General features: G+C 62.4%; 12 protein-coding genes and 1 riboswitch. Of the genes, 2 read left to right on the plus strand and 10 right to left on the minus strand.

The features are described from left to right. Nucleotides 1–15 precede the first annotated feature (15 nt). Nucleotides 16–1,146 carry a cobalt-precorrin-5B (C(1))-methyltransferase gene (locus tag ACQZ5K_RS11450; RefSeq protein ID WP_448740404.1) on the plus strand — a complete coding sequence of 377 codons (1,131 nt, stop codon included), beginning with the start codon at nt 16–18 and terminating at the stop codon, nt 1,144–1,146. Here the strand turns inward: ACQZ5K_RS11450 and cobM are convergent. Genes cobM through cbiE form a run of 3 tightly spaced genes read right to left on the minus strand, consistent with a single transcriptional unit; the run spans nt 1,101 to nt 3,543 of the window. Then, nucleotides 1,101–1,874, minus strand: a complete 774-nt coding sequence (gene cobM, locus ACQZ5K_RS11455; RefSeq protein ID WP_448740405.1) for a precorrin-4 C(11)-methyltransferase — start codon at nt 1,872–1,874, stop codon at nt 1,101–1,103. The genes ACQZ5K_RS11450 and cobM overlap by 46 nt on opposite strands. Continuing rightward, complete coding sequence (locus tag ACQZ5K_RS11460) at nt 1,874–2,290, minus strand: cobalamin biosynthesis protein (RefSeq protein ID WP_448740406.1); 417 nt, start codon at nt 2,288–2,290, stop codon at nt 1,874–1,876. Before ACQZ5K_RS11460 ends, cobM begins: the two co-directional genes overlap by 1 nt. Further along, entirely contained in the window at nt 2,284–3,543 is a 1,260-nt protein-coding gene (gene cbiE, locus ACQZ5K_RS11465) for a precorrin-6y C5,15-methyltransferase (decarboxylating) subunit CbiE (RefSeq protein WP_448740407.1), read from the minus strand. The genes ACQZ5K_RS11460 and cbiE overlap by 7 nt, the downstream gene beginning before the upstream one ends. On the opposite strand from cbiE, the gene ACQZ5K_RS11470 reads away from it, so the two are divergent. Beyond that, nucleotides 3,542–4,324: a cobalt-precorrin-6A reductase gene (locus ACQZ5K_RS11470; RefSeq protein WP_448740408.1), complete on the plus strand. Its 783-nt coding sequence runs from the start codon at nt 3,542–3,544 to the stop codon at nt 4,322–4,324. The genes cbiE and ACQZ5K_RS11470 overlap by 2 nt on opposite strands. On the opposite strand, the gene ACQZ5K_RS11475 is transcribed toward ACQZ5K_RS11470, so the two are convergent. Genes ACQZ5K_RS11475 through ACQZ5K_RS11505 form a run of 7 tightly spaced genes read right to left on the minus strand, consistent with a single transcriptional unit; the run spans nt 4,291 to nt 12,610 of the window. Further along, a complete protein-coding gene (locus ACQZ5K_RS11475; RefSeq protein ID WP_448740409.1) occupies nt 4,291–5,052 on the minus strand; it encodes a precorrin-3B C(17)-methyltransferase in 762 nt (253 codons plus the stop codon). The two genes, ACQZ5K_RS11470 and ACQZ5K_RS11475, sit on opposite strands and share 34 nt — an antisense overlap. Further along, nucleotides 5,049–5,816, minus strand: coding sequence for a precorrin-2 C(20)-methyltransferase (locus tag ACQZ5K_RS11480; RefSeq protein WP_080856889.1), 768 nt, complete (start codon nt 5,814–5,816; stop codon nt 5,049–5,051). Before ACQZ5K_RS11480 ends, ACQZ5K_RS11475 begins: the two co-directional genes overlap by 4 nt. Continuing rightward, on the minus strand, nt 5,813–6,445 hold the full coding sequence (locus ACQZ5K_RS11485; protein ID WP_448740410.1) for a precorrin-8X methylmutase: 633 nt from the start codon (nt 6,443–6,445) through the stop codon (nt 5,813–5,815). The genes ACQZ5K_RS11480 and ACQZ5K_RS11485 overlap by 4 nt, the downstream gene beginning before the upstream one ends. Then, nucleotides 6,442–7,797 carry a precorrin-3B synthase gene (gene cobG, locus ACQZ5K_RS11490; protein WP_448740411.1) on the minus strand — a complete coding sequence of 452 codons (1,356 nt, stop codon included), beginning with the start codon at nt 7,795–7,797 and terminating at the stop codon, nt 6,442–6,444. Before cobG ends, ACQZ5K_RS11485 begins: the two co-directional genes overlap by 4 nt. Next, nucleotides 7,797–11,147: a cobaltochelatase subunit CobN gene (cobN, locus tag ACQZ5K_RS11495; protein WP_448740412.1), complete on the minus strand. Its 3,351-nt coding sequence runs from the start codon at nt 11,145–11,147 to the stop codon at nt 7,797–7,799. Before cobN ends, cobG begins: the two co-directional genes overlap by 1 nt. Nucleotides 11,148–11,150: 3 nt before the next feature. After that, nucleotides 11,151–12,188, minus strand: coding sequence for a cobalamin biosynthesis protein CobW (cobW, locus tag ACQZ5K_RS11500; RefSeq protein WP_174036620.1), 1,038 nt, complete (start codon nt 12,186–12,188; stop codon nt 11,151–11,153). Continuing rightward, nucleotides 12,185–12,610 carry a DUF1636 family protein gene (locus ACQZ5K_RS11505; RefSeq protein ID WP_448740413.1) on the minus strand — a complete coding sequence of 142 codons (426 nt, stop codon included), beginning with the start codon at nt 12,608–12,610 and terminating at the stop codon, nt 12,185–12,187. The genes cobW and ACQZ5K_RS11505 overlap by 4 nt, the downstream gene beginning before the upstream one ends. A gap of 121 nt (nt 12,611–12,731) precedes the next feature. Then, nucleotides 12,732–12,946, minus strand: a riboswitch (cobalamin riboswitch). Nucleotides 12,947–13,027 lie beyond the last annotated feature (81 nt).

The raw sequence follows: 13,027 nt of genomic DNA on the forward strand, positions 1-13,027 counted from the left end.
GCTATAGAAATTCATATGGATACGGATGGAAAGACCCTTCGCCGCGGCTGGACCACGGGCACCTGCGCGGCAGCCGCCACGAAGGCGGCCTGCGCCGCCCTTCTGACCGGCGAGTTTCCTTACCCTGTCGAGGTCGAACTTCCAAGCGGCGCGAGGCCGGCATTTTCCCTCGCCACCGAGGAAAAGGGCGAAAACTTCGCCCGCGCCGGCGTCGTCAAGGACGCGGGAGACGATCCGGATGTTACCCACGGTGCGCTGATCGAAAGCACGGTCAAACGCGGTCAACCGGGAAGCGGCATCACCTTCAAGGCCGGAAAGGGCGTCGGCACCATCACCCGGCCGGGCCTGCCCCTGCCGCCGGGAGAACCCGCCATCAATCCCGTACCACGCAAGATGATCGAAACCGCCATTCGCGAAGTGGCTGGCGAAGAGGCCGATTTCGAGGTCGAGATTTCCGTCCGCGATGGCGAGAAACTGGCGGAAAAAACCCTGAACGGCAGGCTCGGCATCGTCGGCGGCATTTCCATCCTCGGCACCACCGGCATCGTCATTCCCTTTTCCTGTTCCGCCTGGATCCACTCCATCTGGCGCGGCATCGATGTGGCGCGCGCCACCGGCTGCACCCATGTGCTGGGCGCCACCGGCAACACCTCCGAAAAAGCCGGGCAGGCGCTTTACGATCTGCCGGAAACCGCGCTGATCGATATGGGCGATTTCATCGGCGGCATGCTGAAATATCTGCGCAGCCACCCCGTCGAGCGGGTGACGATTGCCGGCGGCGTCGCCAAGATGACCAAGCTCGCCCAAGGCATGCTCGATGTACACTCCAAGAAGGGTCTCGCCGATCTCGATGCGCTGGCGGCATTGGCGACGGAAGCCGGAGGAGATGAAAATCTCGCCATTGCCATTCGTCAGGCCAACATGGTCGCGCACGCCTTTGAGCTCGCCGAACACGCGGGGATAGACCTCGGCGCGATCGTGGCGGAAAAAGCCTGGGTAACCGCAGCGGCGGCGCTGAAGACGCCAGCCATTGCGCTCGATATTCTGGTGTTCGATCGTCAGGGCGCGCTCAAGGGCCGCACCGCCTCCACGCCGTCGCATCAGCCTTTCGCATCGTCCTTCGGAGAGCGGAACCGCCGGACATAGTCGGTGCTATAAAGCGCGCTTTCGCGAAAATCCGTGGAGGCAAGCCCACGCCCGACGAAGATCAGGGCAGTCCGCTCCACCGGTTCGGCGGCGAGCTTGTCCTCAATGTCGAACAGCGTGCCGCGAATGACCCGCTCATCCGGCCAGGAGGCGCGAACGACGATGGCGACCGGGCAATCGGAGCCGTAAAGTGGCGTCAGCTCTTCCACCACCTTGCCGATGGCATGAATGGCGAGATGGACGGCGAGCGTCGCGCCCGTCGCACCGAAAGCCTTCAGCGTCTCACCGTCAGGCATCTTCGATGCGCGCCCGGAAATGCGGGTCAGCACAAGGCTCTGCGCCACTTCCGGCACCGTCAGTTCCCGCTGCAAAGTGGCGGCCGCAGCGGCAAAGGAGGGCACGCCGGGCGTGACGGTATAATCGAGACCCAGCCGCTCCAGCCGGCGGATCTGCTCGCCCATGGCGCTCCAGACGGAAAGGTCGCCGGAATGCAGCCGCGCCACATCCTTGCCGGCCTTTGCTGCGGCCACGAATTCCGCCTCGATCTCGTCAAGCGAGAGCGCTGCCGTATCGACGATCCGTGCACCCGGCGGGCAATAATCGATGAGCGCCTTCGGAACCAGCGAGCCGGCATAAAGGCACACCGGGCAGGCGGCGATAAGATCGCGCCCGCGCACCGTAATAAGATCGGCGGCACCCGGACCGGCGCCGATGAAATGAACCGTCATTATTGTTCTCCATGTTCGATGGCGCAGCCGCTATCAGGTGAGGCATCGTCAGTTGTTGCGATGGCCACCGTCACATCGCCAACCACAAGACGCGGCGCGACCAACCTTGCATTCTCGCCAGCGGCGGCAAGCGCCGCCGCTTCGCTCACGCTCGGCGAGCCGGCATGATCAAGGCTTGCCTGTGAAAATGTCATTATTTTCGAAGCAACCGCCTCAAGCCGTTCCTGCGATACGATTTCAAGCGACAGCGACAAGCTCTTCGCCGCCTCCACGAGACCGGCTTCATCGGCTTTGAGCGGCGCAGTCGCTAAGCATTCCGCCATCATGCCAAAAGCATGCTCCGCAGCACGCACGGCGGCAATGACAGCAGCAGCACCCGTGCCTCTGCGACAACCTATGCCAGCCACTGTCACCATGGCTTGTTCCAGCTCCATTGCGTCACCGGCATTGCCGGACGCCAACCCGACATGGAACCGACAGCCGTCACCCGCGACACATCCAGACGGATCATCGATCCGCCGTGCCGCGCATGGGCGGCAAGCAGCACCGCCTCCATTTCCAGCGTCACCGCATTGGCGACCAGCCGCCCACCCGGTTTCAGGGCCTCCATAGCCCCCTCGAGCACGCCCGCTTCACTGCCGCCACCGCCGATAAAAATAGCATCCGGCTGAGGCAAGCCTTCAAAAGCTGCAGGGGCCGCGCCGATCATGACCTCAAGCCCCGGCACACCGAAAGCTTCGGCATTGCGGGCGATACGCTCCGCCCTTTCCGGGTGTTGTTCTATGGCGATGGCGCGGAGGGAGGGGTGCGACAGCATCCATTCTATGCCGATCGAACCCGAACCGGCACCGATATCCCACAGCAACTCACCCCGCCGTGGGGCAAGAGAGGAAAGTGTCACGGCGCGGATTTCACGCTTGGTGATTTGCCCGTCATGTTCGAACAGGCTGTCATCAAGCCCAGATGTGAAAGGCAGAACGCGCGCACGTTCATTCGCCACGACATCAATCGCCACCACATTCAGTGCATCAATATCAGCAAACGTAAAATCAGCCGCCTTGACCTGCCGCCGCCTCTCCCGCTCTCCACCCAAGGCTTCGAGCAAAATGAATTCCGACTGGCCGAAACCCAAATCGGACAACAATTCCGCTATCAAGGCCGGGGCGTGAGCGTCCGAGGTGAGCGCGATAATGCGTGCACCGGTTTGGAGATAAGTCCGCAGGAGATCGATGGAACGTCCGTGCAGCGAAACGCAGTCGACCGCTTGCAGCGCCCAGCCAAGCCGTGCGGCGGCCAGCGAGAAAGCAGAGGGCGAGGGATAACAAACTGTCTCACCCGCCTCGATACGGCGCAGAAGCGTAACACCGACGCCATAAAAGAACGGATCGCCGGAAGCCAGCACGCAAACCCGCTTGCCACGCAGCGCTACGACATCGCCCATATCCGTGTCGAACGGCACCGGCCAGCGCCGTGCTTCACCACGAATGGCCGTAGCCGCCAGTTCCAGATGGCGTCTGCCGCCGAAAACCACCTCGGCCGCCTCTATCGCCTCTACCGCATTCCGGCCCAGCCCCTTAAGCCCATCCTCGCCAATGCCGACGATGGCAAGCCACGGCTTTTCTTTCTTTTCGGTGGAAGCATCGCCCGTTCCGGAATATTCAGACGTCATGACACGCTCCATACTCATCCTTGGCGGCACGGCGGATGCCCGCATTCTGGCCGGCAGGCTGGCCGAAGAATCCGGCTACCGAATTCTGCTCTCCATGGCCGGTCGCACGCTCTCGCCGGTCGAACAGCCGGTGCCAGTGCGCAGCGGCGGTTTTGGCGGCGCGGGCGGTCTTGCGGATTTTATTCGCACCGGGGGTTTCGATATTCTGGTGGACGCCACCCATCCCTATGCGGCAAAGATTTCCGCCAATGCCATTGAGGCAGCAGGGCTTGCCAAAGTTCCGCTGGTCGTCCTTTCGCGTCCTGCTTGGCAGCGCCAGCCGGGTGACAGGTGGCATGAGGTCGACACTGTCGAACAGGCTGTCACCGCGCTCGGCAGCGAAGGCAAACGCGTGTTTCTGGCTTTGGGACGGCAGGAGCTTCTTCCTTTCGAAGCCGCGCCCCAGCACAACTATCTCATCCGCAGCGTCGATCCGGTGGAGCCGCCACTGAAACTGCCGCATGCGCGCTATATTACCGCGCGCGGCCCCTTTTCGTTGGACGACGAAATCCGCATACTGGAAGAAAACCGCATCGAGACGGTGGTCTCGAAAAACTCCGGTGGCAGCGCGAGCTATGGCAAGATCGAAGCAGCGCGACGGCTCGGCCTGCCGGTCATCATGATCGAGCGGCCGCGACAGCAAAACGAGGCGTCCCCGGATGGCACGACCGTGCCGGATATTGCCGCTGCGCTCACCGCCATTCGCCATCAGCTCTCTCTTCTCGAAAAACGCGGCGAATAAACCAGCGGTTCTTTGCCGGAACGTTCGATCAGACGGGTTTCAACCGAGCCGACGATGATGCAGGTGGCCATATCCGCCATATCGCTTGAGGCTTCCGATAGAGGCACGACCCGGATACGCTCATCCACCCGGCCTGCCGCACGACCGAAAATCACCGGCACTGAACCGGGCAAATGCGCCCGCAATAGATCAAAAGCGGTACCTAGCTGGTGCGGCCGCGACTTGCTGACGGGATTGTAGAAAGCCATCACAAAGCCTGCTTCCGCCGCCGCGATCAGCCGTTTTTCAATGATGCCCCAGGGTTTCAGATTATCCGACAGCGAAATGGCGCAGAAATCATGGCCAAGCGGCGCGCCGGCCTTTGCTGCCACGGCCAGCATGGCAGTCACACCCGGCACGACGGAGAAATCGATATCGCGCCATTCGGCGGGGCCACTTTCGATCGCCTCGCAAACCGCAGCCGCCATGGCGAAAACACCGGGATCGCCGCCGGACACCACACAGACTTTGCCGCCGGAAGACGCAAGCCGCAGCGCCTGTTCGGCGCGTGAGATTTCCTCACGATTGTCCGAAGCATGGCGGCGTTGATCGGGTCTCAGCGATAGACGGTCGAGATAGGGAATATAGCCGAAGAAATCCTCCGACGCCTCGACGGCGACAAGCGCCTCCGGTGTTACCTGCACCGCACTGCCGGGGCCGAGGCCGACAACGACCAGCCTGCCCGTCATGGCTTTTCACCAGCAGAGGGTCTGGTTTTCCAGCCCGGCACCAGAACCAGCGAAAAATAGGGGGCAGGCGATGTATCGCGTTCGATGAGCCGCACCGCATGGCTGTTGGCCATTGTGCCGCGCTCGACATAAAGCGCGTCTTCAAGCTTACCGGCCTTTTCCAGCGCCCGGCGAATCTTCGGCAGGTTGCGCCCCACCTTCATGATCACCGCGCCATCCGTGCCGGATAGACGTTCCGTCAGCACATCTTCGCCGAGCGTGCCGGGAAGCACGCTCAAAATATCGTCGCCCTGCACCAGCGGCAGACCGGCCATGGACCAGCAGCCGGACATGGCCGTGATGCCAGCAACGACTTCCGCCGGGTAAGACGGCGCAAGCCGCAGATGAAGGTGCATATAAGAACCGTAAAACAGCGGATCGCCTTCCGACAGCACGGCGACATTGCGCCCGGCTTCGAGATGCACAGCGATGTCCTTCGCCGATTGATCGAAAAAGGCGGCGATGGCATCGCGGTAATCGTTGCCGTTTTTATCGCTTTCGACGGTTACCGGATAGACCAGCGGCATTTCCAGCGTTCCGGGCCGGATGAAAGCTTCGACAATACCGCGACCGTTGCCGCTGCTGCCTTTCTTGCAGAAGAAGGCAAGCACATCGGCATTTTCAATGGCGCGGACAGCCTTCAGCGTCAGAAGCTCGGGATCGCCGGGGCCGGTGCCGACGCCCACGAGTTTACCCTTCGGATGTTCGAAAAGAGCCGCGCTCACAGGCCAGCCCTCGCAACGGCGTTGATGGCGGCAGCCGTCATCGCCGAACCACCCATGCGTCCCTTGACGATGGCATAGGGAATGCCGAGCGAACTTGCCTCCAGCGCATCCTTCGATTCCGCCGCACCGACAAAGCCGACGGGCATGCCGATGATGGCGGCCGGACGTGCGGCGCCTTTTTCCAGCATCTCAAGCAAGTAGAACAGTGCAGTCGGCGCATTGCCAATGGCAACGAGAGCGCCGTCCAGCTTCTCTGCCCAAAGATCGAGCGCGGCGGCGGAACGGGTGTTGCCAATCTTTTTCGCCAGCTCCGGCGTGCGGGGATCGCGAAGAGTGCAAACCACATCATTGTCAGCCGGAAGGCGGGCGCGCGTCACGCCATGGGCAACCATTTCCGCATCGCAGAGAACAGGCTTGCCGGCTCGTAGAGCACCGCGTGCCGCGGCAACAAAATCCGACGAAAAGCGGAAATGGCTGGCTGCCTCCACCTGCCCGCAGGCGTGGATCATGCGAATGGCGATATCCGCCTGCTCTTCGGTAAAGGCGGATAAGTCCGCTTCTTCGCGAATGATGGCGAAGGAGCGCTCATAGATCGCATTGCCGTCGCGAATATAGTCATAGTCGGTCATCGGTTATCCTGTCGAAGCGCCGCACCGATCGCCTGTTTGCCCAGCCGGGCAAACAGGGTGGCGGCGTTTTCCCCGGGCTTATGTTCTTTTTCGTAAAGACGGGCAAGCCGCGAAAGCGCCGTCCTCTGCTGCTGGAAAGGTAAAATGCCATCCGGCAGGTCACCGGCGCGACCCGAAATCGAAAAGGCCAGGCCATCGGCGGTGCCGGAAAAAGTGAGAAGCGACGGCGCTGGGTGCGCACAACCTTTGCCGCAGCCGGAAATATGCAGCGTGAAGGAGCCATCCAGCAACGAGGCGCATTCCTTAGACGCAAAGGCGGCCAACTCATGGGTGGGAAGAAAAGCCGAAGCGCAGCCCGGCGCGCCGGGACAGGCGGCAATGGAAGAGCGCGCGTCACCTGCCGTCGTGATGAAACCGGCCGCCCTTGCAATCTCAAGCAATCCGCCGCAGGCAGATGACGATCCAAAGAATAGCAGGCTATGGTTTGGTGCTGGCCGCAGGGCCTTGATGCCGAGGGTACCGGCCGCTTCGCAGAGATGCGACAAATCGCAGCCCCGGATTTGCCCGAAAGCAGGCGCGACGGCAATTGCGAAGCGATCCTTTCCCGTTATCATCAGTCCCAGAGGCGCAGCAGCCGCCCTGGCGTCATCCACAATCACCCGATCCAGCAGCCGATCACCGCAGATTTCTTTTATCGTCGAATGGTCCAGATCGCGGCCACGGGCAAACGGCCCTTCGCCGACCAGATAGACGAGCAGCGACAGGACGACACCCGCCGCTGTGTCCGTCTCGACCAATCCGGCATTCAGCGCCCTGCTTTCCGGTCCACCCACGAGCAATCGCCAGACGGTCCGCCCATCAAGCGACACAGCTTTCAGGCGAATATCGGCCAGCAAATCTTCCATGGAGAGGCGCCCGCCGCCATCAATGACGACAGACATTTTAGCGGCAAGCTTTTCGTGGAGAGCGAGCCTGTAGGCTTCTTTTCGAATTTTCTCGGCGAGAGGACCACCATTGGCAATTTCCGCGTCATCCCGACCGGCGAGAGGCGACGTCTCGACCGCGAGCCCCGCACGCAGCGGCAAATCCAGCGCCAGCACATCTTTTTCCAGAGCGCCGGCGCTTTCCGGTGTCAGGCCGCGAAATTGCATGCTGCCGCGGGCGGTAATGTCGATCAATCCGTTGCCATGCCGCTCGGCAAGCTGACAAAGCACCACAATGTCACGCGGATCGATATCCGCCTCGAAAGCGATCCGCGACAAAAAACCGTCGCCGGTGCGCATGGGAGCGGACAGGGCCGGGCAGAGGCCACGGCGGCCGAATGGCTGAACTGGATCGGCAGCGGCCATCATCACGCCTCCACCCTTTGGGGGCGCGGAAGGACCAGCATTTCAAGTTCCGCATCCACCGCGTTGCGGCGGCTGTGCCACAGCCCGCGACGGCGGGCGGATAAAAAGCGTTCGGCCATCACCTGTGCCGCTTTCGGGTTTTCCCGCAGGATGAAATCGCGCACATCCCCATTGCCGAAATAGGCGTCGTAAAGCGCCTCGATCAACGAGGAGGACACCGCATGGGTGGTTTCGGCAAAACCGATCAACCGGTCCACCGTCTCGAGGAATTCCGCCGCCCCGCGCGGACCGTGCCGCATCTGGCCGGCAATGAAGCGGGGATTGACGGCACGCGCGCGCACCACCCGCGTCAGCGCCTGCGCCATCGACCTTGCACGCGGGCGCGCCGGATCTGTCGTATCCAGCGCAACAATATCGGCGACGCCGCCAAGCACAGCTTTCGCGGCGGAAAAACCGCCGATGAAGGCGACATCCGAAGAACCGTCCAGAAGGTCGCGGCCCGGATCGTCCCCGGTATGAACCAGAAGATCGGCGCGCCTGACCAGCTCCACAAAACCGGTATCTTCGAAAATCTCCAGCCCGTCCGCACCGCCGAACGCGTGGCTCGCCGCATCGAGATAGGCCTGCCCCAGCTCCTCGCGTTCGTCCCATTTCCCGCTGGCTAGCTTTTCTTCGATACCGGCACCATAGGTGCCGGGCGCGGAGCCGAAAATGCGCGCCGGAATATGCCCAAGCGTGGCGGCCTCTTCCGCAAGCGGATTGTCGCCAGGCGCTTCCTCCCGCCGCGCGACGGCCTTGGCGGCGGCGTCGAGAAGCGCGATCAGCGCCGGGAACATGTCGCGGAACAGGCCGGAAATGCGAAAGGTGACGTCGACTCGCGGCCGCCCCAGGCTCGCCGGCGGCAGAACCTCGATACCGGTGACCCGGCCGGTGGCGGGGTCGTGGATCGGTCTCGCCCCCATCAGATGTAGCGCCTGTGCCACATCCTCACCGCCATTGCGCAGGCTGGCGCTGCCCCACAGATCGAAAACCAGATGTTTCGGCCAATCGCCATGGGACTGCAGATGATGGCGCAGCACTTCTTCGCCCGCCATGCGGCCCAGCTCGAACGCCGTCGGCGTCGGCATGGTGCGCGGATCGGCGGCATACAGATTGCGGCCCGTGGGCAGCACATCGAGCCGCCCGCGCGCAGGTGCGCCGGAAGGACCGGGGACGATATGCCGGCCATTGAGCGCGGCAAGCAGGGCAGCTTTTTCCGATTTAGCGCTTTCGAGCCTCAGAAGATCGGCCTCGCCTTTTGCACAGCGGCCAAAAACATGCTGGCCATCCTTGATGGCGAAATCCTTGAGGTCGCAGAGAAAAGCATCGATGCGTGAGAGGGCCGCATCGGCATCATCCTTCGCAGCCACGCCCGCTTCCGCCGCAAGCCCGGTCTCCAGCGCCTTTTCGACGATCAGTTTCGCCAGCCGGTCACGCCGGCGGCGATCCAGCCCATCCGCCTGCGCATATTCATCGACCAGCTGCTCCAGCGCCGACTGTTCCGGCGAAAGCCCGGCATTGACCAGCACGGGCGGGACATGGCCGATGGTCACGGCCGCGATCCGCCGCTTGGCGACCGCCGCCTCGCCCGGATTGGAAACGATAAACGGATAAACCACCGGCAGCGAGCCGGTGACGATTTCGGGAAAACAATTGCGGGAAAGCGCCACCGTTTTGCCGGGCAGCCATTCCAGTGTGCCGTGCGCACCCACATGCACGATGGCATTCGCACCCGCAATCCGCTGCATCCACGCACCGAAAGCAACAAGCGCGTGGCGCGGCGGCAGGGCAGGGTCGTGGTAGTCCACCCGACGATCCTCATTGCGGCCCCTGTCCGGCGCTAGCGCCACGAATACTTCACCGAAACGGGCGGCGCGGAACCGGAATGCACCATCGACGAGTGCATCGTCAGCGGTTGCCACGCCCCATGTCGCGTTTACGGCCCCGGCAGATGCCGACGGCAAGGCGGAGAAAAAAGCCTCGTAGGTGGAAAGATCAATTGCCGCTTCCTGCTGTTCGACACACTCGAGCAGCGCCCGCGCAGTCTTAGGAATATCCTTGACCGTATAACCGGCCCCGGCGAGATCCTGCATCATTTCGAGAACGCTTTGCGGCACATCGAGACCGACGGCATAACCGGTTCGTCCGGGCGCCGCACCGGGATAATCCGGCATCAGAATGACGATGCGGCGATCCCGTGGAAGGGCATTCCTCAGCCGCAGGAAAGCGGCGATGCGATTTGCCACCTGCTCGACGCGATCGGCCTGGGGTACATTGAGCAAACTCGCGCCGCCATCCATGCGCGCCTGTTTGAACGAAATCGCACCGGCGAGAATCCGGCCATCCAGTTCCGGCAGGACGACATGCATGGCGAGATCGGAGGGATTGAGACCGCGCGCATTTTCCGCCCATCCGTCCCGCCGCGTCGTCGCCATCACCACCTGAAACACCGGTACACCGAGACGGTCGAACAGGGTTGTGCCGTCGTCATCCGTCTGGCTGGCGAAGGCGGTGGCGGCAATGATGGCGGCGGGCTTCAGATCGGGCAGCACCGTTTCGAGGAAACGGATCGCCTCGCCATCCTTCAGACCGCTGACAAAAATCGGCAAGGGTGCAAAACCGCGCCGCGAGAGCGCCTCGAAAAGCGCATCCACCGGTGCGGCATCTGCCGCCAGAAGCATGGAACGGTAAAAGAGGATGGGCAGAAGGGACGCACCGTCGGGAAAACCCGCGCAGGCTTCCGCCCTATCCACAACGCCCCTGCCGGGCCGGTAAAAACCGGCTTTCGGCAGCGGCTCAGCTTCAATATCCGGCCATGCCTCGCCCCTTGCAAGAGCGGCGAGACCAAGGGCAAGCCGGTCCATATTCTCCTGCCCGCCCTCACGGAAGAAGGAGAGGACCGAGGCCAAAATCCGCCGATCGACGGTCGAGGCCGCTTCGAGTTTCTCGTCCCTTTCGCTGCACTCACCCGGCAAAAGCAGAAGCTTGATGCAGCGCCTGCGCGCAAGAATGGAAAGCTGATCGACGCCGTAACGCCAGCGTTCCGCACCGCCGAGAATCCGGATAAGAATAACCCTGGCATGTTCCGCCGTCTTTTCGATCCAGAGATCGACCGACATGGGATGTCGAAGCTCGGAGAGGTTGGCGGCTGACAGGGAGGGGAGCGCACTCTCTGTTCGCCGCCAGGCCTGTTCCAGCCCGGCCAGATCGCTTGCCGAAAAAGACAGTACCACCACATCCGACCGGGGCTGGTTGAGATCAACCGGCTCGATCAGGTCGTCCAGAGACGAGGATGTGGTGGCGAGAATATGCATAGGTCAGGCGGCCAGCATCTGTTCGATCTTTTCGCGGTTGATACCCTTTTCGCCGATGACGACGAGGCGGCTGCGGCGTTCCTCACCCGCAGCCCAGGGCCGGTCGTAATAATGGTTGACGCGGCTGCCCACAGCCTGCACCTGCAGGCGCATCGGCTTTGCGGAAACCTCGATGAAGCCCTTGATGCGCAGGACATTTTCCGCAGCCGCCGTCTCGGCGATACGGGCTGCCAGCGCTTCCGGGTCAGTCACGGCCGGCAGATCGATGACGAAGCTGTCGAAATCGTCATGCTCGTGGTCGAGTTCACCGTCATGGTGGGTACGGCGGTTTTCGATATCCTCTTCCACCGCAAGGCCAAGACCGATCAGCACGGCGGGGTCGATGGCGCCATTGGAGGCCACAACGATCTTTGCCGCCTTCGGCAGATGTTCGAGAACATGCGCCTTGGCCTTGTTGAGGCCGGCATCGTCAAGAAGATCGGCCTTGGTCAGCACGATAAGATCGGCGCAGGCGACCTGATCCTCGAAAACCTCTTCGACCGGGTCATCGTGATCGAGCGCCTCGTCATTGGCCCGCTGGGCGGCGAGCGCTTCCATGTCGTGCGCCACCTGCCCTTCGGCAAGGGCGGCGCCATCCACCACGGCCACGACGGCATCCACCGTCACGCGGCTCTTGATCGCCGGCCACTGGAAGGCCTGCACCAGCGGCTTCGGCAGGGCGAGGCCGGAGGTTTCGATGAGGATATGCTCCACCTTCGGCTGGCGGCTCAGAATCTGTTCGATGGCGGGCTGGAAATCATCCGCCACCGTGCAGCAGATGCAGCCATTGGCCAGTTCGACGATGTTTTCTTCCGGGCAGCTTTCAATACCGCAACCTTTGAGAATCTCGCCATCGATGCCGATATCGCCGAATTCGTTGACGATGATCGCCAGCCGCTTGCCGTCCAGCTTTTCGAGAAGGCCGCGCAGCAGCGTGGTTTTGCCAGCCCCCAGAAAGCCGGTGACGATGGTGCAGGGAACGCGGTCCAGAAGGGTGCTCATGATCTCTCCTCAGTAAAATCGAATGGGGGAATGCGCGCCACCAGGCCGCGCTTTAAGGGTTCGGGGCGACCGCGCCAGGGCATCAGGCCGTCGGGGGCGGCAGCCAGCAGCCGTGCACCGGTCAGCAAATCTTCCGCGTCACCGGTCGTCAGCCCGCCAAAAACATAGGACCAGCTATTGGCGCTGCGCAGCACGGCGCTAAGCCCGCGCTTGCAATTGGCGAGGCAGTTGACGGAACGAACGGTGACACCCGTTTCCTCCGCCTTTGCGATGACGGCATCGGCGAGACGCGAACCGGGGCGCGGTTCGGCATTGGGGTCGGCTTCATCACGACAGCTTCTGCAAACGAAAACGGTCACGCCGGACGCCGTTTCATCCTGCGTGTTTCCGCCTGCACATGAAGATGTCGCTGAAATATCCAAACCGTATCGTTTCCCGCGCCTTGCAAAAAATCTCTGGGGGTGCGGATGTCGAAAACGGCATGCGGACAGGCGCAAACCGGATGTTCGATCTAACCGACTGACCGGAGCACCCCGCCCGGCAGACGTTTTTCCTGAAACGGCAGGTCTCCTGGCTCGCGGCTTTACACCCTGACACCGCCTTCCCGAACCCGTTGAGGTGTCCAGTGGCTTTACGGTGCGGGCTTACCGCTTACAGTTGCGGGGGCAGCCACGGAATGACCCGGTAGTCGGGCTGGAACCGTGTTCCCTCTTAGCTTTTCCCGTTGCCGGGAAAAGACCGTCAGTCCGTTACCCTTAGGCTGAACAGGCGTGGGGGTCAATGCCGCGGCCCTGTGGCCCGCACATTGCCGGGTGCGGCAAATTGGGTATAGTCGCCGC

The sequence above is a fragment of the Agrobacterium sp. 22-226-1 genome, from assembly GCF_053522345.1.